The sequence below is a fragment of the Kitasatospora sp. NPDC057904 genome, assembly GCF_042887925.1.
Classification (GTDB): Bacteria; Actinomycetota; Actinomycetes; order Streptomycetales; family Streptomycetaceae; genus Kitasatospora.
The window spans coordinates 1-23,651 of the sequence record NZ_JBHVOL010000035.1 but is presented as its reverse complement, the minus strand read 5'-3'; the positions used below and the strand labels follow the sequence as shown (position 1 = coordinate 23,651).

16 protein-coding genes are annotated in these 23,651 nt (G+C 72.9%); 11 read left to right on the top strand and 5 right to left on the bottom strand.

Annotation, left to right across the window (positions count from 1 at the left end; all coding sequences use genetic code 11):
* Nucleotides 1-24 precede the first annotated feature (24 nt).
* From ACFVSN_RS41920 to ACFVSN_RS41910, 3 genes are all read right to left on the bottom strand, one after another.
* The gene (locus ACFVSN_RS41920; RefSeq protein ID WP_387958758.1) at nt 25-1,758 is read right to left on the bottom strand and encodes a trypsin-like serine protease; all 1,734 of its coding nucleotides are present in this window, start codon (nt 1,756-1,758) and stop codon (nt 25-27) included.
* A gap of 90 nt (nt 1,759-1,848) precedes the next feature.
* The gene (locus tag ACFVSN_RS41915) at nt 1,849-3,456 is read right to left on the bottom strand and encodes a trypsin-like serine protease (protein WP_387595209.1); all 1,608 of its coding nucleotides are present in this window, start codon (nt 3,454-3,456) and stop codon (nt 1,849-1,851) included.
* A gap of 38 nt (nt 3,457-3,494) precedes the next feature.
* On the bottom strand, nt 3,495-4,013 hold the full coding sequence (locus ACFVSN_RS41910; protein ID WP_387595212.1) for a hypothetical protein: 519 nt from the start codon (nt 4,011-4,013) through the stop codon (nt 3,495-3,497).
* 398 nt (nt 4,014-4,411) lie between these two features.
* Here ACFVSN_RS41910 and ACFVSN_RS41905 point away from each other — a divergent pair, with 398 nt between their 5' ends.
* The 8 genes from ACFVSN_RS41905 (at nt 4,412) to ACFVSN_RS41870 (ending at nt 16,257) form a co-directional block, all read left to right on the top strand.
* The gene (locus ACFVSN_RS41905; protein ID WP_387595215.1) at nt 4,412-8,401 is read left to right on the top strand and encodes a polymorphic toxin-type HINT domain-containing protein; all 3,990 of its coding nucleotides are present in this window, start codon (nt 4,412-4,414) and stop codon (nt 8,399-8,401) included.
* Nucleotides 8,398-8,856: a hypothetical protein gene (locus tag ACFVSN_RS41900; protein WP_387595218.1), complete on the top strand. Its 459-nt coding sequence runs from the start codon at nt 8,398-8,400 to the stop codon at nt 8,854-8,856. Before ACFVSN_RS41905 ends, ACFVSN_RS41900 begins: the two co-directional genes overlap by 4 nt.
* Before the next feature lie 120 nt (nt 8,857-8,976).
* Nucleotides 8,977-9,168, top strand: a complete 192-nt coding sequence (locus ACFVSN_RS41895) for a hypothetical protein (protein WP_387595221.1) — start codon at nt 8,977-8,979, stop codon at nt 9,166-9,168.
* Between the two features lie 408 nt (nt 9,169-9,576).
* On the top strand, nt 9,577-10,947 hold the full coding sequence (locus ACFVSN_RS41890; protein WP_387958756.1) for a cytochrome P450: 1,371 nt from the start codon (nt 9,577-9,579) through the stop codon (nt 10,945-10,947).
* A 40-nt stretch (nt 10,948-10,987) separates the two neighbouring features.
* A complete protein-coding gene (locus ACFVSN_RS41885; protein WP_387958755.1) occupies nt 10,988-12,100 on the top strand; it encodes a hypothetical protein in 1,113 nt (370 codons plus the stop codon).
* 289 nt (nt 12,101-12,389) lie between these two features.
* The gene (locus ACFVSN_RS41880; RefSeq protein ID WP_380440356.1) at nt 12,390-13,235 is read left to right on the top strand and encodes a 2,3,4,5-tetrahydropyridine-2,6-dicarboxylate N-succinyltransferase; all 846 of its coding nucleotides are present in this window, start codon (nt 12,390-12,392) and stop codon (nt 13,233-13,235) included.
* A gap of 146 nt (nt 13,236-13,381) precedes the next feature.
* Complete coding sequence (locus tag ACFVSN_RS41875; protein ID WP_387958754.1) at nt 13,382-14,617, top strand: acyl-CoA dehydrogenase family protein; 1,236 nt, start codon at nt 13,382-13,384, stop codon at nt 14,615-14,617.
* Nucleotides 14,618-14,634: 17 nt separating this feature from the next.
* Complete coding sequence (locus tag ACFVSN_RS41870; RefSeq protein WP_387958752.1) at nt 14,635-16,257, top strand: AMP-binding protein; 1,623 nt, start codon at nt 14,635-14,637, stop codon at nt 16,255-16,257.
* Nucleotides 16,258-16,281: 24 nt separating this feature from the next.
* On the opposite strand, the gene ACFVSN_RS41865 is transcribed toward ACFVSN_RS41870, so the two are convergent.
* The gene (locus ACFVSN_RS41865; RefSeq protein WP_387958750.1) at nt 16,282-17,355 is read right to left on the bottom strand and encodes a hypothetical protein; all 1,074 of its coding nucleotides are present in this window, start codon (nt 17,353-17,355) and stop codon (nt 16,282-16,284) included.
* 292 nt (nt 17,356-17,647) lie between these two features.
* On the opposite strand from ACFVSN_RS41865, the gene ACFVSN_RS41860 reads away from it, so the two are divergent.
* The gene (locus ACFVSN_RS41860; protein ID WP_387958748.1) at nt 17,648-18,214 is read left to right on the top strand and encodes a hypothetical protein; all 567 of its coding nucleotides are present in this window, start codon (nt 17,648-17,650) and stop codon (nt 18,212-18,214) included.
* A 26-nt stretch (nt 18,215-18,240) separates the two neighbouring features.
* Nucleotides 18,241-19,140: an endonuclease/exonuclease/phosphatase family protein gene (locus ACFVSN_RS41855; protein ID WP_387958746.1), complete on the top strand. Its 900-nt coding sequence runs from the start codon at nt 18,241-18,243 to the stop codon at nt 19,138-19,140.
* A 1-nt stretch (nt 19,141) separates the two neighbouring features.
* Here the strand turns inward: ACFVSN_RS41855 and ACFVSN_RS41850 are convergent, their stop codons facing one another.
* Nucleotides 19,142-21,919, bottom strand: coding sequence for an ATP-binding protein (locus ACFVSN_RS41850; RefSeq protein WP_387595245.1), 2,778 nt, complete (start codon nt 21,917-21,919; stop codon nt 19,142-19,144).
* A gap of 362 nt (nt 21,920-22,281) precedes the next feature.
* Between ACFVSN_RS41850 and ACFVSN_RS41845 the strand changes: the two genes are divergently transcribed.
* Entirely contained in the window at nt 22,282-23,496 is a 1,215-nt protein-coding gene (locus ACFVSN_RS41845; RefSeq protein WP_387595248.1) for a glycoside hydrolase family 27 protein, read from the top strand.
* Nucleotides 23,497-23,651: the final 155 nt, after the last annotated feature.

Genomic DNA, 23,651 nt, shown 5'->3' with positions numbered 1-23,651 from the left:
GCCAGGGCGCAGGGCGCAGGCCGGTCAGGGAGCGGAGGGGCCGCCGTGGAAGCGGGTCCAGCCGGGGCCGCGGGGGTCGACGGACCACAGGGTGTTGTTGGTGTCGCGGACGAAGGTGGTCAGGTGTCCGTTGGCGGGGTCGGGGACGGTGTGGGGGCTGGTGTCGGTGGCGAGGACGGTGCCGGCGGGGGTGGGGATGAACGGCGTCCACTTGCCGGCGCTGTAGTCGAGCGAGTGGAGCTGGTTGTTCGGCCCGTTGACGTACACCATGACGTGGTTGTCGTCGGGGTTGACGACCGCGCCGGGGTCGGTGGCGGCGTTGGCGCCCCAGTCGCGCCACCCCGCGCCGAGCGGGTCGACGGACCACAGGTGGTTGGCGGTGTCGCGGACGAAGGTCGTGAAGTGGCCGTTGGCGGGGTCGACGACGGTGACCGGGACGGCGCTGCGGGCCAGGACGGTGCCGGAGGTGGTCGGGACGAAGGGGTCCGCCTTGCCGCTGTTGCGGTCGACCCGGTGGAGCTTGTTCTCGGGGCCGTTGACGTAGACGGCGATGTGGCCGTCGTTGGGGTTGACGATGGGGGCGGGGTCGCCGGCGGCGAGGGCGCCGAAGTCGCGCCAGCCCTCGCCCTGCGGGTCGACGGACCACAGGTGGTTGGCGGTGTCGCGGACGAAGGTGACGAGGTGCCCGTTGGCGGGGTCGACGACGGTGCGGGGCACGGCGTCGGCGGCGAGCACGGTGCCGGCGCTGGTGCGGTCGAACGGCGTCCACTTGCCGGTGTTGCGGTCGTAGGACCAGAGCCAGTTGTTCTGGCCGTTGACGTACACCATGACGTGGTTGTCGGCCGGGTTGACGATCGTGGTCGGCATGGCCGCGGCGTTGGCCCCCAGGTCCGTCCAGCCCTCGCCCTTGGGGTCGACGGACCACAGGTGGTTCTTGCTGTCCTGGACGAAGGTGACCAGGTGCCCGGTGGCCGGGTCGACCGCGGTGAACGGCGAGGCGCTGACCGTCGTCCCGGACGGGGTGGAGTGCTTGGTCTTGGTGATCCACTGCCCGATGTCGTCGACGCGGGTGCCGGTGGCGCCGGTGCGGGTCTCGGTCTCGCCGAGGCAGCCGCCCTGCCAGGAGCGGGAGGCGACGGCGACGAGTTCGGCCTTGCCACCCGTCTCGCGGACGGCGGGGGCGCCGGTGTCACCCTTGCAGATCGCCGCGCCGCCGGTGCCGGTGATGCCGATCCCGGCCGGGTTCACGCTGTCGAGCGTGAAGGCACCGGTGTGGGCCCTGCCCGGGACCCACTCGTCCTTGGTGCGCCCGAAGGCGGGCACGCGCAGCGTCTGCCCGGCGGCGGGTGCGGCGGTGGCGATCGCCAGCGGCTGCACGTTCTGCACGGGCGCGCCCAGGCGGGCCATGACGAGGTCGCGGTCCTGGCGCGGCGCCAGTTCGACGACGTCGACGGTCTTGCCGCCGACAGCGGCGGTGGTCCTCGGCTTCGGTTTCCCGGCCGCGAGGGCGGCCGGCTGCGCGGGGTCGTCGGCGAAGCAGGAGGCGGCGGTGAGCACCCAGTACTGGTCGACGAGGGCGCCGGTGCAGGCGCGGAAGGTGTCGCCGATGGTCAGTTTGGCGGTGTAGGCGTACGTGCCGTCCGCGGCGGTGTCTCCGGTGACGGCGCCGGCGGGGGAGAGGGTGGTCAGCGTGCCGGCGGCCACGGCCGCGGCCAGCACGGCGGCGCGCCGCAGGCGGGCCGGGATCGGGTGGGACATGGGGAGTTTCCTCCGGGAGGTTCGTGAGGTGACGGCCCGCCGGGCCGGCAGCCGTGAGACTGCCGGCCCGGCGGTGCAGGTGTGGCCGGGTCAGCCGGTGGTGGTGGCGGTGATCGCCTTGGCGCCTGCGGCGCCGCCGGGGACCTCGCCCCACTTGCTCCACTGGCCGGCGTTGTAGTCGGCGTCGAGGTTGTAGACCTTGTCGTCCTCGTTGATCGCGAAGACGTGGACGACGTTGCCCTCGGCGCTGCTGGTGACGGCCTTGAGCCGGTTGTCCCAGATCTTGTTCCAGCGGTTGCCCCAGCTGCCGGCGGCGTAGTCGGCGGTGGTGCTGTAGAGGGAGCCGTCGGAACCGATGATCATGAGGTCGGTGGTGTTGCCGCGCGCGGAGGCCGTGATGGCCTTGGCACCGGCGGCGCCGTTGGGCACCTCGCCCCACGTGGTCCACCGGCCGGCGTTGTAGTCGGCCTCGATGGTGTGGACCTTGCCGTCCTCCCCGATGCCGAAGACGTGGACGACGTTGTTGGAGGCGCTGCTGGTGACGGCCTTGAGGCGCCGGCCGTCGATGAGGTTCCAGCGCCCGGACCACTGGCCGGCCGCGTAGTCGGCGGTGGTGCTGTACAGCTTGTCGTCCGAGCCGATGATCATCACGTCGACGGTGTTGCCGCGCGCGACGGCGGTGACGGCCTTGGCACCGGCGGCGAAGCCGGGCACCTCGCCCCACTTGGTCCAGGCGCCGCCGACCTTGCCATCGTGGTTGTACACCTTGCCGTCGGTGCCTATGGCGTAGGCGTGGACGGTGTCGCCGGTGACGGCGCTCGCGGCGGAGACGACGGCGGGGCTGCCCACCGGCGACCAGTTCTTCAGCCAGCTGCCGGCCTCGTAGTCGGCGACGGTGTCCCACAGCGTGTTGTCGGCGCCGATGATCTGCACGTGGGTACCGGACTTGACGTCCGCGGTGCGGTAGCGCAGGTCCTTCACCCAGCCGGCCAGGTCGTCGACACGCTCGGCGGTGGCGCCGGTGCGGGTCTCGGTCTCGCCGAGGCAGCCGCCCTGCCACGAGCGGGAGGCGACGGCGACGAGTTCGGCCTTGCCGTTCGTCTCGCGGATGGCGGGGGCGCCGGTGTCGCCCTTGCAGATCGCCGCGCCGCCCTGGCCGGTGACGGCGATACCGGCAGCCTGCACGGAGTCCAGGCTGAACACACCGGTGTGCATCGTGCCCGGGACCCACTCGTCCTTGGTACGCCCGAAACCGGGAACGCGCAGCGTCTGCCCGGCGGCGGGCGCGGCGGTGGCGAGGGCGAGCGGGGTGACGCCGTCGACGGGGGAGGAGAGACGGGCCATGACGAGGTCGCGGTCGGTGCGCGGCGCCAGCTCGACGACGTCCGCGGCCTTGCCGCTGACGGTGGCGGTGGTCTTCCACGTCGGCGCGCCGGCCTGCAGTGCGGCAGGCTGCGCGGGGTTCTCGGCGAAGCACGAGGCGGCGGTGACGACCCAGTAGCGGTCGACGAGGGCGCCGGTGCAGGCCCGCAGGCCGTCACCGATGGCCAGCTTGGCGGTGTAGCCGTACGCGCCGTCGCCGGCGGCGCCGCCGACCACGGCGCCGGCCGGTGCGGCAGGAATCACGGCGAACGCCCCGGCCGCGACGGCGGCGGCGAGGGCTGTCATCCGCGCGGTGCGCGGGGTGGTGCCAGACAAGAGCTCAGTCCTTGGGAAAGCGGGGGGTCTTTTGGGGGTCAGCCGGTGACGCGCAGCTCGATGAGAACCGAGCGCTGGCCGGCGTCCCCCGCCTCGCCGAAGGGCTTGTAGTCGTTCTTGGGGGCGTTGACAACGCTTTCCACGCCGCCGGAAGTGATCTTGGCCTGGACGGGGTAGTCCTCGGTCCAGATGCCGTACGCGGCAGGAATCTCCATGGCGAGGTAGCCCTGCTTGGCGTTGACCGAGAAGCAGTAATCCTTCTGTCCGGTCCGGGACTTGACCATGATGTCGTGCGCGGACTTGCAGTCGGTCAGCATGATGTGGCCGTCGCCCTGCTTCAGGGTGATCTTCTGCTCCTGGAGGATCCGAGCGGCCCCGGGGTGCAGGAAGTCCTCGACCGCGGCGGGCATCGTCTCGTTGGCCGCCGCCGCCGCGGCCGGCGCCGTGGTCTGCGGGGTGCCGGGTGCGGCCTGGGCAGTCGTCAGAGCGGTGAGCCCGATGGCCGCGGCCAGCGCGGCAACCGGGACGAGGAGCTTCGGGGACACGTGTATCGACATGATGTTTCCTCCAGGGCATCAGGCAGGGGGGATGTGAATCCCCTTGGCAAAGCTTGAGTAAGGTATCAGTAAGATTTTCCCCATGGTTGACTGACCATGGATCGCCGATCGAAGCCGCAGGCGCGGGGTTCCCGTCTGAATGGTGTGTCGGCTGGGGGTTTGGACTCTCTGGGGGCCTGGGCCTGGTGGGCGGGAGTCAGATTCCTCGGTGAATACCCGCCGATCGGCGGGGGGGGGGATTGTCTCTTGTGATTCTGGTCACCCGGAATGATTGAAAGGTATTTCTTGTGAAATGGCCTCTGCGCTCGTGGGGAGCGCCAGGCGACGCCGGGACGGATCGGGCCGGTCGTAGGAGGTCGATACCGGGCGTACGCGGCACATGCGCTGTTCTGCTGCCGGTGACGCTCGCGGCCGGGCTGCTCGGGAGCGTGCCGGCCGTGGCGGCCGAAGCCGGCGATGACGATTCGTACGCAGTGACCGACCGTGCCTCGGCCGTGGATCTCTGGCGCTGGGGTGGATCCGGAGTCAAATCTGCTGCCGAGGCCGCGTTGGTGGGTTCCGACGAGGACGTGAAGAGGTTCCTCTCCGCCGCGCGGGAGATCCAGAACGACGACGACCGGGTCGAGGTCAGCCGGATCTTCAACGTGGGCGGTCCTGGTGTGCGTGAGGCCGCGAAGCAGGCGCTCAAGGGCACCCCTGAGGACCTCCGCTCGTTCCTGGCGGGCGGGTGGAGGACGTCGCTTCAGGACGACCAGCGTGTCGAGGCGTCCCGGGTCATCAACTTCGGTGGATACGGGGTCAGGGAAGCCGGCAAGGAGGCCATGAAGGGAACTCCCGAGGACGTCGCGAACTTCCTGAAGGTCGGCCAGTACGTCGAGCGTGAGACCGACAACCAGGTCACGGTCTCGCAGATCGTCAACGCGGGCGGTCCCGCGGTGAAGGCTGCGGGCAAGGTGGCTCTGAAGGGAAGTCCCGAGGACATCGTGGAGTTCCTGGAGGTCGGGCAGTTCGTGGCCCGCAACCGCGACCAGGAACACGCCACCATCGAGCAGCTTGCGGCCCAGGCCGAGCAGGCCGGTGTCCAGGCGCAGGCCTCCACCGAAGCCGCCAAGGAGGCCTCGGCCCGGGCCGTCCAGGCGTCAGGCCTGGCCATGGAATCTGCCCAGGCCGCAGCCAAGGAAACCGAGGCGGCCAAGAACGATTCCCAGCGGGCCGCGGCCAAGGCCCAGCAGGCTGCCGACGCCGCCCGGGCCGCGGCCGGTGCAGCCCAGCAGGCCATCAGCGCGGCCAGCGCCGCGAACCGCTCGGCCCGTGTCGCAGCGCTCGCCGCGGCACAGACGGCGAGCGCCGCGGCAGCTGCCGCGAACGCCGCCTCCCGGGCGTACGACGCCTCGATCGCCGCTGCCGGCGACGCGGGCAAGGCGGAGGACGCCAAGAACGCCGCTGGTGCCGCCCGCATGACGGCAGTCTTCGCGGCGAAGTCCGCGGCGGCCGCCAGTGCGGCCGGTGACGCTTCGAAGGCTGCCGGAGAGGCGGCCAGGGCGTCCCTGAGCGCCACCGCCAACGCGTTCGCCGCCTCCGACGCCGCCGATGCCGCGAACGCCCACGCGAAGGCGGCCGGCGTGACCTCCGCCAAGGCCGCTTCGGCTGCCGCCGAGACCCGTCGTCACGCCAAGGAGGCCCAGCGCGCCGCCACTGCCGCGCAGGCCCTCGCCAACCAGTCGGCCACCGCGGCCTACGAGGCGCGCGACGCCGCGAACTCGGCCGCCACCCACGCGAACAACGCCGCGAACGCCGCCGAGCAGGCCGCCGCCCGGGCCGGCCAGTCGGCCGATCACGCCGCGGAGTCGAACCGGCAGGCCGAGGCCGCGAAGAACGCGGCCGAAGCCGCCAGCGCGGCGGTCGAGACCGCCAAGAAGGTGTTCACGGTCGCCCGGGAAGCCGAGGCACAGGACCTCGCCACCCGTACGGCTGCCGCCATCGAGGACGCGAAGTCCCAGAAGGACCAGGCCGACAGGTTCACGGCGGAGGCCGCCGCGGCCATGGTCGAGACCAGGGAACTGGACACCACGGCGACGGACCTCGCGGCTGAGGCCGCCAAGCCCGGCGTCGACGTCAAGGCCGTGGCGGCCAAGGGCCGTGTGCTCGCCCTGAAGGCCATGAAGAGCAGTGGCCCGTGGAGCCAGGAGGCGGCCGCCCGCGCCCTGTCCGAGGGCGACGACGAGATGCTGGAATACCTGCGCACCGGCTGGAAGCAGGCCACCCAGCGGGAGATGCGCGAGAACGTCCGTCAGCTCAGCATCCAGAGCGAGTACGAGGACGTGCGCACCGCGGCCGCGAACGCCCTCAAGGGCAGTGACCAGGAGGTCGCGGACTTCTACACCAACGGCCGGTACGCCGCCGCGGACACCGAGTACCAGGTCCGCGTCTCCCAGATCAACAACACCGGCGGGCCCGGCGTGAAGCAGGCCTCCAAGGAGGCACTGGCCGCCAAGGACCCCAAGGCACGGGCGGCCTTCATCGCCGGCGGCCAGTACTCCGCGCAGAACGACGACGAGCGGGTGATCGCCTCCAAGCTCGTCAACGACGGCGGGTCCGAGACCAAGGCCGCCGCAAAGATCGCCCTGGCCGGTCCGGCGGACGAACTGCACGACTTCGTCCGGGTCGGCCAGTACATGGCCGACCGCAAGGACCAGCTCGCCGACAACCACATCAACCAGATGCAGCGGCTGATCGCCGAGGCCTCCCAGACCGCGGCCAAGGCCCAGGAGAACCGCTGGATCGCGGCCCAGGCCGCGGCAACCGCCAACAACGCCTCGGCACAGGCCCAGGCGGCCGCCGCCGAGGCGGGCAAGTCCGCGCAGCAGGCCCGGGGCTACGCACAGGATGCGGGGGCCGCCGCCACCAGCGCCGAGGCGTCCGCGTCGAAGGCGGCGAAGTCGGCCGTCACTGCGCGCAACGCCTCTGCTGCCGCCAGGCGTGACGCGGCCGCCGCCGAGGAATCGGCCGCCAAGGCGAAGTTCTCCGCGGCCTACGCCCGCTCCTCCGCCGAGCAGGCCAACGACTCCGCAGCCAATGCCCGGGCCTCAGCCGTGGCCGCGGGCAAGAGCTCGACGGAAGCCAACACCCTCGCTTCCCAGGCCTGGCAGGCCACCTTGGAGCTGCGCCAGTCCGAAGAAGCCACGGCGCGCAAGAAGGCCGAGGAAGAGCGCAAGGCTGAGGAGGACAGGAGGGCCGAGGAACAGCGCAGGGCGGATCAGGAGCAGTCGAAGAAGCGCTGCGCACCCCCGATCAATCACGAGATCCGCGGTCTCATGCCGTGCATCCTGTCCTCGGGCGGCAACTTCTACATCGCGCCGCCGGAGATCGACCCCACGCTGAATGCCGCCGTCTGGGAGGTCCTCGGCCTCAACGACGTCAAGGACTGCATTACCAGCCCCACACTCGGCAAGTGCATCTCCGCCGGAGCGACGCTCCTGCCCGTCGGCAAGCTCAAGATCCTCAAGAAGGTCGAGGAGGGCGTCGAAGGCGTCATCGAAGGATCGCGCTACCGCAACCTTGAGAACTTGATCGAAGCGTGCACGCGGAAGAACCCGAAGAAGCACAGTTTCCCCGCAGGCACCCTGGTTCTCATGGCTGACGGATCCGCCCGCCCGATCGAAGAGATCCGCATCGGCGATCAGGTACGTGCCACCGACCCCGAAACCGGCGAAACCACCCCCCGCCGGGTCGACGCCACCATCTACACGCCCGACGACCGTGACTTCACCGACCTCACTGTCGTCTCCGAAAGCGACGCAACCGGCACCGTCACCTCCACCGGCCATCATCCCTTCTGGGCCGAGAACCAACACGCCTGGCGCGACGCCGCCGACCTCACCGCCGACGACACCCTGCGCACCGACACCGGTCGGCCCCTGGCCATCACCGCGACCAGGCACTGGACGACCCTCCAGCCCGCCTACAACCTCACCGTCAACACCGTCCACACGTACTATGTCCTCGCTGGCAGCACGCCGGTCTTGGTGCACAATGACGACGACGTAGTCTGCGGGTTTTCCCCGGACGCGGTGGCCACTGCCTACCAGAACATGAACAAGGGAGGAGGCCATGCCATTCGGCATCTCGAGAAGGAGGGATTGATTCCCCCCGGGGGCAGTCTCCAGAAGCGCGTCCAGCTGTTCGAGGAGAAGACCAGCCACATCCTCACGAACCCCACCAAGACGTTTGATGACACGAAGTCCGACACGTTGACCCGGGCATTCGCCGGCAAGGTCGATGGCAAGCATGTCGTCCTGTTCGTCGCGAAGGAGGGACCGTACGCGGGCAAGGTCCTTACGGCCGTGGTCCCCAGTCCCAGTCAGATCGCCAATTGGGGGCTCTCATGAGTCGTCTCCTGAAGGCTCTGTCGTGGGATGACGACGAGGCTGTCATCAGCCTGTTTGCAGCAGCCCCCTCCGCTGAGCCCTTCGATCTCACCTTTGACGTCGACGGGTGTTCCCCGGACCAAATCTCCACGTACCACCTCGAAGACGACGAGCACGTCCTGACCGGCCTCCAGGTGGTCGAGTACGACCTGTCCTTCAGTGCGTTGCCCACTCCGCTCGGGCCGTACCTCGAAGCATGCCTTGAGCAGGTCTGTGCGCGGGGGGCCCGGGTTGCCTGGCTGGGATTCGAAGGCTCATTCCACTACGACCACCTGCTCACGGGCTCCGTCGCACGGATGCTCTACGGCGTCGCGGCGCAGGGCCTGCCCACGGTGCTGATGCTGGACGACGATCTGCGAGTCGGCCCCGCATGGCCGAAGATCCTGGATTCCTACAGGTCCAAGCTGAAGGGCTGAGTCCCCGCTCGGCTGAGTGTCCAGCGCCCCGGCCGCGCCTCAAGTGCGCGGCCGGGGCGCTCAAGGGGCCTTGAGGATTGCATTCCTCGATAACGTAGAGTCCGAATACGAGGATATTTCATGCAGATTGAAGATCGTGGAGCGGAGATCGTGGTCACGATGGCGCGGGATGAATTCTTCCTCGTCGTTTCACTGATGAGTGAAGCGCTTGAGACCGGTGACGAGCGGGACTTCGAGACTCGCGTGGGCGCATCCATGGACGAGGTGCGGTCCCTTCTGCGGACCCTGCCCGACCTGCCACTGGGGAGTTGACGGCAACCCTGCCGAGGCGACCTGAACGCGAGGCCGCAAGGATCAGGTCGCGAAGAGTTCGCGAAGACGCTCGGCCGGGTTGCCCCGGCCGAGCGTCTTGCGTATGCGGCCGTTCAACTCAGGGGCAAGGTCCGCCTGCGGAGTCCCACCCTGGTGCTCGGTGTCGATGTGGGGCCGGGTCCGGTCGAGGAAGTACGGGGTTCACCCGGCCGCCGAGCCGAACGGCGCCGCAGCGGGCAAATGGTGGCAGGGTGTGACGCACCGGCTGGAAAGTGTCCTAGTACAGATATTCGGGGGCGGTCCGGGCTTCTCAACTCCCCTTGGGCGGTGCCAGATTGACTGCCTTCCGGCGGCCGGGGGTCTCGTCCCGGCCGGCCGGGGTCCTGGTCCGTCGTCGAATGGGGAGACATGACTGCACCTGCCGTGACCGCCGCGCCCGTTCACCGTGCCGGGCGGGCTCCCGGGGCGGTTCCGTTGCTCGGGCACGTTCCGGCGCTGTTCCGTGATCCGCTGCCGTTCCTGCGCTCGCTGCCCGCGCACGGGGACCTCGTCGAGCTGCTGCTCGGGCCGCAGCGGGCGGTGATGGTGTGCACGCCGGAGCTGTTCCAGCACGTCCTCACCGACAGCCGGCACTTCGACAAGGGCGGGCCGCTCTTCGACAAGCTGCGGCCCTTCCTCGGGGACGGGCTGGGCTCCACGCCGCACGACGTGCACCGGCGTCAGCGCCGTCAACTCCAGCCCGCCTTCCGGGCGGAGGCCTTCGGGCGGTACCTGGGGGTGATGCTGGAGGAGGCCCTCGCCACCGCGGGCGGCTGGTCGGACGGCGCCGTGATCGACGTCGAGCGGCACGCCTACCCGCTGATCGCCCGGATCATCACCCGCACGATGTTCTCCGCGGACGGCTCCTCCGCCGCGGTGGCCCGCATCGCCGCCGTCTACCCGGACTTCCACGCGGGCATCGGCCGGCAGATGCGCTACCCGTTCGCCCTGCTCGACCGGCTGCCGACACCGGGCAACCGCCGCTTCCGCCACGCCTGCCGCACGGTGAGCCGGGAGGTCGACGGCGCGATCGCCGCCCGCCGGAGCGCCGGCGACGGCACGCAGGACGACCTCCTCGCCCTCATGATCGGCGAGGGGCTGACCGACCGCGAGATGCGCGACCAGGTCGTCACCATGCTCACCGGCGGCATCGGCACCTCCGCCTCCGCGCTCGGCTGGGCCCTGCACTTCCTGTCCCGGGACGAGGAGTTGGCCGACGCCGTCGCCCGCGAGGCCCGCGCCGTCCTGCCCGTGCGCGCCGACACCCGCGCGCTCACCCCCGCCGACGTCGCCCGCCTCGACCTCGCCCACCGCGTGGTGGCCGAGACGCTGCGCTTCTACCCGAGCGCCTGGTTCTACAGCCGCACCGTCACCGCACCCGTCGAACTCGCCGGCGAGCACCTCGCCCCCGGCACCCCCGTCCTGCTCTCCCCGTACCTCCTCCACCACCGCCCCGACCTCTACCCCGACCCCGAACGCTTCGACCCCGGCCGCTGGTCGCCCGAACGCCGCGCCGAACTCCCGCGCCAGGCCTACGTCCCCTTCGGCTACGGCGCCCGCAAGTGCATCGGCGACGTCTACGCCCTCACCGAGATCACCCTGGCCCTCGCCGTCATCGCCTCCCGCTGGCACCTGCGGCCCAGGCCCGGGCCCGTCCTGCCGCACCTGCTCGAACCCCGCCCCTGGACCGTGATCCACCCGGCCCCGCTGCGCCTGCGCCTGAGCGCCAGACACTCCTGAACCAGGCCGCAGCGGACCGTCCGAAGGAGACCGACACGGCATGACTCCCGTCCTTCCCGTCCCGCGCGACCTGCGCCTCCTGCCCGACCCCGGCCACGTCCTGTACCGCCTGCCGCCCCGCATGTCCCCCCACCGCCAGGAACTGGAGCGCCTCATCCTGGCGTGGGCCGACCGCTACGGCCTGGTCGACGGCCCGCGCGCCCGCCAGCGCCTCGCCGACACCCACCTCGGCGAACTCATCGCCCGCTGCTACCCGCACCTGCGCGCCGAGCGCCTCGCCCCCCTCGCCGGCTGGTTCACCTGGGCCTTCGTCATCGACGACCTCTACGACGGCCGCGAGTGCGCCAAGGCCGCACGGGCCGCCGGCCACACCCGCACCACCCTGCGGATGCTCGCCGCCCTCCCGATGATCCCTGACGGATCGTCGGCGCGGGGAAACCGGCGGACCGCCCGCGCCCGCAGCATGCCCCCGCTCGCCGCCGAACTCGCCGAGGTGTGGCGCGGCCTGGCCGGCCGCCAGAGCCTCCAGTGGCAGCTGCGGTTCATCGGCCACATGGGCCAGTTCCTCGACGCCTTCCGCTACGAGGCGGCCAACCGCGAGCGCCGGCACGTCCCCGCCCTCAGCGGCTACACCCAGCTGCGCCGCGCCTCCGGCGGCATCACCCCCTCCCTGGACCTGCTGGAGTACGCGGCCGGCCAGGAGGTCCCGGCGCTGCTCCACGAGTCCGAGCAGCTGCGCACGATGGTCAACAAGGCGGCCGACGTGGTCGTCTGGGTCAACGACGTCCTGTCGCTGCGCAAGGAGCTCGCCGTCGGGGAGGTCACCAACGGCGTGCTGGCGGTGGGCCGCGAGCTGGGCTGCGGGATGCAGGACGCGATCGACCACGTGTACCGCAAGGTCGCCCGGGACGTCGCGGTCTTCCTGCGCGCCGAGGAGTCGCTCACCGCGCTGTGCGGCAGCTGGCACGGGCTGGGGGAGGCCGACCGGGCCGCCGTCGGCACGTTCACCGACGGACTGAAGGCGTGGATGCGCGGCAACCTGGAGTGGGGCTGCAACTCCCGCCGGTACCTGGAGGCCGACACCCTGCGCCTGACGGGACGCCCGGCCCTGCCGGGGCGGGGGGCCCTGCCGAGCCGGCGACCCCCGGTCTGAGCCCGGTCCGCCCACCCCCAAGCGGCCCTATGATCAGGGCAAAAATTTACTTTTCAACCTTAACATCTATGCCTACATGCACGATTTGATCTACGAATCGCAGGTATGTCAGGGTGACTTCGGCGCGCCGTTACCGGAAGGTAACTCGGCGTGCCGTTGTCGCGCGCGGACGCCCCGGGGGAGTGACCCGGCGCCGCGCGGCGCAGCCGGAGACCGCACCCGGGGGAATCTCGTGCGGGCCGGCTCCCGACCTGGAAAACCTGGACGATCTGTTGAGCGGGGAATGGCAATGGGCAATCGCGGCATCGATGTGACGAGCCTGCAGAGCGAACTCGAAGAGCTGTGGCTGCGCCGCGACGAGGTGTCGCTGCAGTCCGCCGAGGCGGTGGCGGCCGTCGACGCCGCGATCGGCCTGCTCGACACCGGCCGCGCGCGCGTGGCCGAGCCGGTGGGCGGCGAGTTCGTCGTGCACGAGTGGCTGAAGAACGCGATCCTGCTGCTCTACAAGCAGGCCTCGCCGCAGCCCTCGCAGTTCGGCCCGTTCCACTGCGCCGACAAGATCCCGCTGAAGAGCACGATCGACGGGGTCCAGGTGTCGCCGGGCGCGGTGATCCGGCGCGGCAGCTTCCAGGAGCCCGGCGTGGTGGTGATGCCCAGCCACATCGGCATCGGCTCCTACGTCGGCGAGGGCACCCTGGTCGACTCCTGGGTCGGCATCGGCTCCTGCGCCCAGATCGGCCGCAACGTCCACCTGTCCGGGGGCGTCGGACTCGGCGGCATGATCGAGCCCCCGATGGCCAAGCCCGTGGTGATCGAGGACGACGCCTTCATCGGCGCCCGCTCGATGGTCTACAGCGGCGCCCGGGTCGGCGAGGGCGCGCTGCTGGGCGCCGGTGCCCTGCTGACCGACACGATCCCCGTCATCGACGCCGCCACCGGCGAGGAGCTGAGCCGCGGCGAGGTGCCGCCGTGGACGGTCGCCGTCCCGGGCAGCCGCCCGCGCGAGTTCGCCGGCGGCACCTTCGGACTGCCCTGCCTGCTGGTGATCAAGCACCTGAAGAAGGGCGAGCGCCACGACAAGGCCAAGCTCAACGACGCCGTGCGCACCCAGCCGCCCGCCGCGCTCAGCCTCTGACTGCCCCCGGGCCGCCCGCCGCGCTCAGCCTCTGACTGCCCCCGGGCCGCCCGCCGCGCTCAGCCTCTGACTGCCCCCGGGCCGCCCGCCGCGCTCAGCCTCCGAAGACCTCCAGTCGACCCACTCCGCAAGGACGAAGCCCACCCATGCCCGTCACCGGCATCAGCCCGCTCCTGCTCCGTCACCCCGAACTCCTCGAACTCGAAGCCAGGTTGACCGCCTTCCTGGACACCCACCTGCCCGCACCCGTCCGCGAGGGCGACCCCCGCCCCGACTGGCTCGCCCTGCGCGCCAAGGCCGCCGCCGCCGGACTCACCGGCATCGACATCGAAGCCCCCGACGGACCGGGCGGACCGGGCGGACCGGACGCACCAGGCGCGACCGGACGCGTCGCCCAGGGCATGGCCATGTTCCTCGCCGGGCAGCGCGACTGCGACGCCCGCGAGATCTTCAGCACCGGCCACGCCGCGATGCCGCTGCGCCACGGCTCGCCCGCGCTCGTCCGCGACACCCGCGAACAGGTCGTCGGCGCGGGCAAGCTGGCCGGCATCGCCTCCAGCGAGCCGCACTCGGGCTCGGACCTGCGGGGCTTCCGGACCGTCCTGGTCGACCACGGCGACCACTACACGCTCTCCGGCTCCAAGGGCCTGATCAGCCGGGTCGAGGAGGCGTACGGCTTCGTCGTCTTCGCCAAACTCGTCGACCGCGCCGACCTGGAGAGCACCGACCTGCGCGACGTGCCGCTGTCCGCCGTGTGGGTCCCGATGGACGCCGCCGGGGTGCTCACCGACACCACCGACCCGATGGGCATGCGCGGCTGGAGCTTCGGCCACCTGCACTTCGTCGACGTCCGCCTGGACAAGGACCGCCTGCTCGGCGCCCCCGGCGACGGCCGCCGGATCTTCGACGCGCACTTCTCCGCCTGGCGCCTGATGATGTCCCTGGTCTGCCTGGGCGCGGCCGCCGCCGCGATCCAGGAGTCCGCGGCCCGCACCCGCGCCCGCACCGTCGCCCGGATGCCGCTCGCCGCGATCCCCTCCGTCGCCGCCCGCCTGGGCACCGCCGCCGCCCAGGTCGAGGCCGCCACCGCGTGGTGCTTCGCCCTGCTGGAGCGCATCGACCAGGGCGAGACCGACGTCGCCGCCTGCTCCGCCGCCAAGGCCCTGGCCACCGACACCGCCTACCGCGCCGTCGACCTCGCCCTCCAACTGCACGGCAGCGAGGGCTACACCAAGCAGACCCCCCAGGAGAAGCGCCTGCGCGACATCCGCGGGCTGCGCATCGCCGACGGACCCAACGACACGCTCTACAGCGTGCTCGCCCACTCCCTGCTCACCGACGAGCACCACACCGTCGACGCGCGCCCCCTCGCCCACCACTGACCCGAGGCGCAGAACACATGCCGACCACCCCGCCCTTCCGCACCGAAGTCGTCGACATCCTCGACGAGTTGGCCACCGACCCCGCCCGCCCGGTCCTGCTCCACCACGGACGCGTCACCACCGCCGGGCAGCTGCGCGACCTCACCCACCGGCTCGCCCGCGCCCTGCGCGCCCGCGGCGTCGACCGCCACCACACCGTCACCCTGCTGACCGGCAACCGGCCCGAGGCGATCGCCGCGCGCTACGCCGCCAACCTGGTCGGCTGCCGCACCGACCAGCTCTACACCCGGCTGCCGGCCGACACCCAGGCCGCCATGGTCCGCGACGTCGAGACCCACACGCTGATCGTCGACCCCGAACACGCCGAGCGCGCCGCCGCGATCACCGCGCGGACCCCCGTCGAGGCCGTCCTCGTCCTGGGCGAAGGCCCCGGCGAAGGCCTCGGCGAAGGCTCCGGCGAGCGCCCCGGCGAAGACTCCGGCGAAGGCCCCGGCGAAAGCGCGGCCGAAAGCGCGGCCGGGAGCACCGACCTGCTGGCCCTCGCCGCCGCCGAGAGTGCCGAACCGTTCACCAGCCGCGCCCGCCCCGACGACGTGCGCACCATCCGCCACTCCGGCGGCACCACCGGCCACTCCAAGGGCATCTGCGTCACCTACGGACAGGTCCGCCGCTTCGGCCCCGACCTGCCCGCCGACGACCCGGCCGGCCCGCCGCGCCTGCTGGTGTGCACCACCATCGCCCACGCCGCCGGCCAGCTGACCGACAAGGTGCTGCGGGCCGGCGGCAGCGCGGTGCTCCTCGACGGCTTCGAGCCGGCCGCCGTCCTCGCCGCCATCGAGCACGAGCGCATCACCGACGTCTTCCTGATGCCCCCGCTGCTCTACCAGCTGCTGGACCACCCGGACTCCGCGCACACCGACACCACCAGCCTGCGCCGCCTCACCTACGGCGGCTGCCAGGCCTCACCGGCCCGCCTGACCGACGCGCTGCGCCGCTTCGGCCCGGTCCTCGTCCAGCTGTACGGGCAGCACGAGGCGGGCATCGTCAGCGTCCTGGACACCGGCGACCACGACCCGGCCCGCCCGCACCTGCTGCACTCGGTGGGCCGGATCGCCCCCGGCTACCGGGTCGCGATCCGCGACGAGCAGGGCCGCGACCTGCCGGCCGGCCGGCACGGCGAGGTGTGCATCGCCTCCGACAGCCTGATGCGGGGCTACTGGAAGCAGCCCGACCTGACCGCCGCCGCCCTCAGGGACGGCTGGCTGCACAGCGGCGACGTCGGCCACCTGGACGACGAGGGCTACCTCTACATCGTCGACCGGCTGAAGGACCTCATCAACACCGGCGCCGGCCACGTCTACACCTCCGAGGTGGAGGACATCCTCAACTCCCACCCCCGGGTGCACCAGAGCGCGGTCTTCGGCGCCCCCGACGCCAACCGGATCGAACGTGTCCACGCCGTCGTCGTCCCCGTCCCCGGCAGCCGCCCCGACCCGCAGGAGCTGCGCGCCCTGGTGCGCACCCGGCGCGGCCCGCTGCACGAGCCGGCCCACGTCGCCTTCCTGACCGAGCTGCCGCTCACCGACGCGGGCAAGCCCGACAAGAAGCTCCTGCGCGCGCAGGCGGCCGCAGCCCGGTGACGTGGCGTGGTGGCGCGGCGCGGGTCAGTACCCGATGATCCGCAGGCTGCCGTTGCCGGCGACGTAGAAGGTGCGGGCGTCGGGCCCGACCGCCAGGCCCGTCACGTAGGCGAGGCCGCCGACGCCCTCGCCGGGGACGGGGGCGCCGGTGGCGGTGTCGACGGACAGGACCGCCGACTGCTGCGCGATGGCGTAGAGCCGGGTGCCGTCCGCGCTCACCGACGGGTTCTCCAGGCGCTGGCCGGGGGCGATGTTCGTGGCCGCGGTGACGGTGTCGGTGGCGGTGTCGACGGTGTAGCCCGTGCCGGTGTCGCCCACCCCGTACAGGCGGGTGCCGTCGGGGGAGAGGGCCAGCGCGACGACGGTGCCGGCGGTGGCGGCGACGGTCCCGGCCACGGCCGGGGGCTCGGCGCCGGTGTCCAGGTGGACCAGGCCCTCGTCGGTGCCGACGTACGCGTCGTCGCCGCAGGCCCGTGCCACGACCGACCCCAGGTAGTGGCCGGGCACCGGCACGGCGGCCGTGTACGCCTGCTGCTGCGGCGAGAACTCCAGGACGCGGGCGCCCTCCTGGGGCGGACGGTGGAAGGCCGCGGGCCCGTCCTGGGTGACGTAGACCCGCGACCCGTCCGGGCTCACCGCCAGCGAGCCGAGGCCCCCGGGGTTGGTGCCGTCGGGGCGCGGCTGGTCGGGGGCGTCCGTGCTGGAGACGAGGGTGTCGGTGGCCGTGTCGACGGTGCCCAGCACGGACAGCGGCACCTTGCGGCTCGTCCCGAACAGCACGTAGGCGCGCGAGCCGTCCGGACTGAGCGTCACCGGCCCGGCGTCGGCCCCGAACCCGGTGGTCAGCGTCACCGTGGCGGTGACGGCCCCGCTCAGGGTGTCGACCACCTTCAGCCTGGCGCCGTGCGTGCCGTCCTTGACCGAGACGTACGCCTTGCGCCCGTCCGGAGTGACCGCCACCGAGACCGGCGACGTACCCAGCTCGACGGTCCGCGGCACACCCCGCACCGGCCCGCCGGAGTCGTCGTCCGTCCCGACCGCCCCCGCGCTACCGGCCCCGGCCACCACCAGCGCCCCCGCCGCGGCCAGAGCGCCCACCCAACGCACCTTCGCCACCCGAGACTTCACGAAACCCTCCCCAAGTCCACACTTCGGAGGGCAAACGCTACGGGACCAACCCGCCGGACAGGGCCCGGTTCTCGGCCATCCTCGCGCTCGCTGCCCCCCGGCCGCGTCACCCCTGGTCAATCGACGTTGAGCGCGCGCAAGGGCGCTGATAGCGTCCGCATGCGCGCGGCCGTTCGGCCCCGAAGCGCTCCATGGGGGGACCATGAGCATCCGGTCGGCGAAGCATGCGCACAACTCATCGACTCGTAGGAGGACTTGACCCATGGCCGTGGCCTGCCCCCAGTGTGCCGCACCGGACGAGTGCGTCCCCGTGCCGCAAGCCCTGGCGGACGTCCGCCTCGACGGGGGAGTGCGGGCGCTGCTGGCCCCGCCGCCCGAGCCGGGGCCGGTCCGCATCCGCATGCACACCGCCGCGATCGTGCTCTTCTCCATCGCCGGGGCCCTCTGCCTGCTCGGCCTCGTCTCCCTGGCGAACTCCACCGAGAACACGGACGGGTACTCGACCGCCTACCAGCTGGGCCGCCGCGTCGGCGTGTTCCTCCTGCCCGGGATCCTGGCGGCCATCGGCCTCGTCGTGCACACCAAGAGCCGCGACAAGCGCACCCGGGCCGCCGAACAGGGCCTGCCGGAGCGGCAGGCGCTGTGGCAGCGCCACATGCGGGTGTGGCAGGCCGGCTGGCTGTGCCGGCGCTGCTGGGTGGCGTTCTTCCCCGCCGGATCGGTGCGCCCGGACGCCCCCGCCTCGCCCGCGATCCCCCTCGCCCACTTCCCGTCCTGGGTCATGGCCGGCGTCGGGCCCGTCACCGTCCCCGGGTGGGCGCAGGGCTGAGGCGGCGTCCGGGTAGCGTCCGGGGCATGACGATGACCCAGCGGGTGCGCCTGGCGACGTTCAACGTGCTGCACGGCAGACCGGTCGCGCCGGACGGCCGCCCGGCGTCCATGAAGGGCATGGCCGCGCCGGCGCGGCCGCTGTGCGAGGCCGTCGCCGCGCTGGACGTCGACGTCGTGGCGCTGCAGGAGGTCGACCGGCTCCAGGAGCGCTCGGGCGGCGTCGACCAGGCCGGCGCGGTCGCCCGCGCGGTGGCGGCCGGCCACTGGCGCTACGCCTCCGCGCTCCACGGCCACGCCGTCCTCGGGCGCGGCTGGCTCCTCGACCCGTCCCGCCCCGGCCTGCGCGTGTACGGACCCGACGACGCGGACCCGGACGACCGCGGCCCCTCCCACGGCGTCGCACTGCTGTCACGCCTGCCGGTGCACGCGTGGCGGGCCGCCCGCCTCGCGCCGGCCCCGATCGCGGTGCCGCTGCGCATACCCGGCAAGCAGGGCCTCGTCTGGTCCCGCGACCGGCCGCGCGCCGCGCTGGCGGCGGTCGTCGAGGGACGGCGGGGGCCGTTCACGGTGGTGGCCGCGCACCTGTCGACCGTCCCCGGGCAGAACGTGCGCCAGCTGCTGTTCCTACGCCGCTGGATCGCCGGCCTGCCGCGCCCGCACGTCCTGCTCGGCGACCTCAACCTGACCGGCGCCATCCCGCGCACCGCCCTGAACGCCGCCGAACTGCTCGCCGCACCGCGCGACTCCGCTGGACGGAACGGTGCCTGGCGCGACGCCGTCCGCGCGCGGACCTACCCCTCGCACCGCCCGCTGGTGCAGTTCGACCACATCCTGACCAGCGGCGTGGCCGGCACCCCGTACGGCCACGCCCCGCACACCGCGGTGTCCGACCACCGGCCCCTGACGGTCGAACTGCCCCTGTGAATCAGCCCAGCAGCGCCCGCGCCCGGTCGGCCAGGCCGTCGGCGCCGCACCGGGTGGCCAGCTCCAGCCCGCGCGCGAGCGCGTCGCGCGCGCCCGATCCGGTGCCCAGCGTCTCGCCCAGGTCGACCAGCGCCACCGCGTGCTCGTAGCGGGCGGGGGAGCGCTCCAGGTGCCGCACGGCCTGCGCCAGCAGCTCGGCGGCGTCCGCCCGTTCGTGCACCGAGGCGCCGAGCCGCAGCGCGCTGCCGATCGCCGAGTCCGTGCCCGACTTCCTGGCCCGGCGCACCGCCTCCCCGGCCAGCGCGCGGGCCCGCTCCGGCTCGTCGCCGGCCACCGCGCGGGCCAGGTGGGCGAGCCACGGCGCCCACACCGTGTTGCGCCACCCGCGCGCGTCCAGGGCCGCGCCGGCGGCGGCCAGCGCCTGCGCCGCCCCCGGCGCGTCGCCCCGCGCCAGCAGCAGCCGGCCGTACAGCGTCGGCGCGTCGGGCAGGACCATCACACTCGGGTACGGCGGGCCGAAGCCGTGCTCGTGCGCGAGCTCCAGGGCCTCGGCCAGCCGCCCGCGCGCGGCCAGCGTCTCGGCCAGCGCCCCGACCGCGTCCCAGTGCAGCGGGATCCCCGGGCCGATCCGCCCGGCGATGCGCAGCGCCCGGCGCAGGTGGTCCTCCGCCTCGGCGAGGGCGCCGCAGCGGAAGCGGAGCATGCCGGTCAGCAGGTGGGCGAAGCCGAGGTGACCGCCGCTCCACCCGGCGACCTCGTAGGCGCGCACCGCCTCGGTGAACAGCTCCTCGGCCCGGTCGACGCGGTCGGCGTACAGGTAGCTGATGCCGAGGATGCCGGGCAGTTCGAAGCCCCAGGTGGTGTTGGTCCAGCCCAGGCTGGAGGGCAGGCGGCCGTGCGGCAGCGCGGACTCGGCCAGGGCCAGCGCCCGCTCCCGGTCGGCGCCGCGCAGCGTCAGGTCCCAGCAGCGCAGCACGGCCACCGCGTGGGCCAGGCCGTCCTGTTCGAACAGCGGCCGCTCGTCCATGTCCTCGTCCACGTCGGCGTCGGCGTCGGTGAAGGCCAGGCCGACCGTGTCGAGCATCCGCGCGAACTCCGCGAGCCGCTTGGAGCGCCCCGGCCCGTCCTCGTCCACGGACTGGAACACGGCGAACATGAAGTGCGCGACCTCCAGGCGCAGCCGCCCCGGCCCCGGCGAGGTCCGCGCGGCCTCCTCCGCGCACACCGCGGCGGCCTCGTCGAGCCGGTTGCTGTGGGCCAGGGCCTGGGCGAGGCGGAACGTCGCGTCCACCCGCGTCCCGGGGTCCAGCCCGTCCGGCTCGGCGAGCGCCAGGCGCAGCTGGTTGACGGTGGTCGCCGGATCGGTGAGCAGGGCCGAGCAGCCGAGCTCGTAGAGCACCGTGGCCCGGTCCTCGTCGGCGGGCGGCTCGCTGATGGCCCGGCGCAGACAGCGCTGGGCGGCCTCCGGCGCGCCGATGGCCAGGTGCTCGCGGGCCGCGCGGCGCAGCTTGGCCACGATGGCGCCGTCGCCCTCGGGCAGCAGCTCCAGCAGGTGCCGGGAGGCCGCCAGCAGGCCGAGGCCCGCGTTCTCCACCTCGACGGCGGCCACTCCGTGCATCCCGGTGCGGGTCGCCGGCGGCATGGACTGGTAGAGCGAGGTCGCCACCAGCGGGTGGACGAACTCCAGCCGCCCGCCCGGCGTGCCGGTCAGCACCCGGTGCCGGCGCAGCTCCCGCACCGATCCGGCGGCGGTGTCCGGGCTCTGGGCGCAGATCGCGGCGGCGAGCTCCGGGCGGATGTCGGTGCCGAGCATCGACGCCGCCCAGGCGAAGCGCAGCGCGGTGGGGCCGAGCTTGTCCAGCCAGTGCCGCAGGGTCATCCCCCGCGCGTTGGCGGCGAGTTCGCGCAGCTGCGCGCTGTTCTCGCCGACCGGGTCGAGCTGCTGGTCGAGGACCTCGCGCAGCAGGGCGGTGGTCTCGTACGGGTTCCCGGCGGTGACCGACCAGACGTCACGGCAGAAGGCGTCCTCCGCCCCGTCGCCCAGGGCCTCGCGCACCAGGTGCGCGACCGAGGCGGGCCGCAGCGGCCGCAGCCGGTGGCACCGGTCGGCCGCGGCGGCCAACGTGCGCTCCAGGGCGAGGACGCCGTCGGGGAACTCGTCACGGCAGGCCAGGACCAGCAGGGCGGGCAGCTCACGGGCGCGCACCGCCACACCCGCCAGCCAGCCCAGCGACTCCGGGTCCGCCCAGTGCAGGTCGTCGACGATCACCGCCACCGGCGGGCGCAGCTGGACGAGCCGGGTGAGCACGAAGTCCAGCCCGTCGCGCACCCCCTGCGGGTCGAGCTGCCCGCCGGGCCGCAACAGCCCCACCGCCGGGCCCACGATGTCCTCCCACGGCCCCAGCACCCGCGCCCGCTCCCCGTCGGACAGGCCCGCCAGCACCGGCTGCACCAGCTGGCGCACCACGTGGAACGGCTCGTGGCGCCGCTGCTCCCCGCCCCGGGCGAACAGCACGGTGCAGCCCGCGCCCGCCGCCTCGCGCCGGACCTCGGTCAGCACCGCGGTCTTGCCCAGGCCGGCCGCGCCGGTGTACAGCAGCACCTCCCCCGAAGCGCTCCCGCCGGGCCCGCAGTTGCCGCTCCCGTCCCCGGGCCGGGCGAGCGCCCCGATCGCCTGCCCGGCGGACCGCAGCTCGGCCTCCCGCTCGTGCAGCCGGGCCCCCGGCCCGCCGTCCCCGCCACCGTCCCCCGCAGCGGGCAGTCCTTCGGCCACCGTCATCTCCAATTCATGCTGCTAAGGCCATTGTTGACGAGCCGTTAGAGGCTACTGCCGAACGCGCCGCTCCGGTTGTGCCCTTGACAGTGCGGCGACCCTGCGGCCGGTGTCCCGGGGACCGGTGACCCGGCGGCCAGCGACCCTGCGGCCGGTGTCCCGGCGGCCGGTATGCCAGTGCCGCACACCGGAGCCGGGACGCCCCACCACCGGGCGCCGGCCGCAGGCCCGCCCGGACCTGCGGCCGACACGTTCGAGTGGTCATGGGGGCATCCGCGGTTGACGTCCCTCCGGCGTCCGCAGATTTCGAAGCATCAGTTCCCTTCCGCAGCAATCACCTCGCTGCTCTCCGCCCCACTGGAGGAACGATGCGCAAACTCTGGGCCACGGCGCTCGCGGCCGTGCTGAGCGTGGCACCCTTCGCCGTCGCCCCGACGGCCGCAGCGCCGGTCCCGACGCCGGCCCCGGCCGCGGCGCCGGCCGGTGCCGCCCTGGCCCTCACCCCGCCCATGGGCTGGAACGACTGGAACGCCTTCCGCTGCGAGGTCGGCGAGCAGCTCGTCGAGCGGACCGTCGACACGATCGTCGCCACCGGCCTGAAGGCGGCCGGCTACGAGTACGTCAACATCGACGACTGCTGGATGACCCACGAGCGCAGCCCCGACGGGCACCTCGTGCCGGACCCGGTCAAGTTCCCGCACGGCATCGCGGGCGTGGCCGACTACGTCCACGCCAGGGGCCTCAAACTCGGCATCTACGAGAGCGCCGGCGTGGAGACCTGCGCGCACTACCCCGGCAGCCTCGGCCACGAGCAGCAGGACGCGGACTCCTTCGCCTCCTGGGGCGTCGACTACCTGAAGTACGACAGCTGCCCCGGCAACCAGCCGACCCCGGCCCGCGAGCGCTACCGGACGATGGGCGACGCCCTGGCCCGCACCGGCCGTCCCATCGTCTACAGCCTCTGCAACTGGGGCGAACAGGACGTCGCCGACTGGGGCGCCGAGATCGGGCAGCTGTGGCGGACCACCGACGACATCAGACCCACCTACAGCCGGATGCTGGAGATCTTCCACGTCAACGTCCAGCTCGCGGACCGCGCCCGGCCGGGCGCGTGGAACGACCCCGACGCGCTGGAGGTCGGCAACGGCATGACGGCCGACGAGGACCGCGCCCACTTCTCGCTCTGGGCCGCCATGGCCGCCCCGCTGCTCGCCGGCACCGACCTGACCAGGGCCACCCCCCGGACCATGGCGATCCTCGGCAACACCGACGTCATCGCCGTGGACCAGGACCCGCTCGGCAAGCAGGGCCGGCCGGTCACCATGGCCAACGGCCTCGACGTCCTGGCCAAACCCCTCGCCGACGGCTCCGTGGCCGTCACGCTCTTCAACGAGAACGCCGAACGCGCCGTCATCTCCACGACCGCGTACGCCGTCGGCCTGCCCGCCGCCGACCACTACGTCCTGCGCGACCTCTGGGAACACACCACCGGCGAGACCACGGACGCCATCGCCGCCGAGGTGCCGGCTCACGGCGCAGTCATGTACCGGATCACCGCGGCGGGGTCCGGCCCGAACCGCTGACACCACGTCGCCCCTTCCCGGCCCCACGTCAGCCCTTCCCGACCCCGCGGCGGCGAGTACGCTAGGTTCTGTACGGCGGATCATCGTCGGAGCCAGAGTCGGATTGATGCGACGGTGACGGTGCCGTGGAAGACGTAGGCGCGCTTGTCGTACCG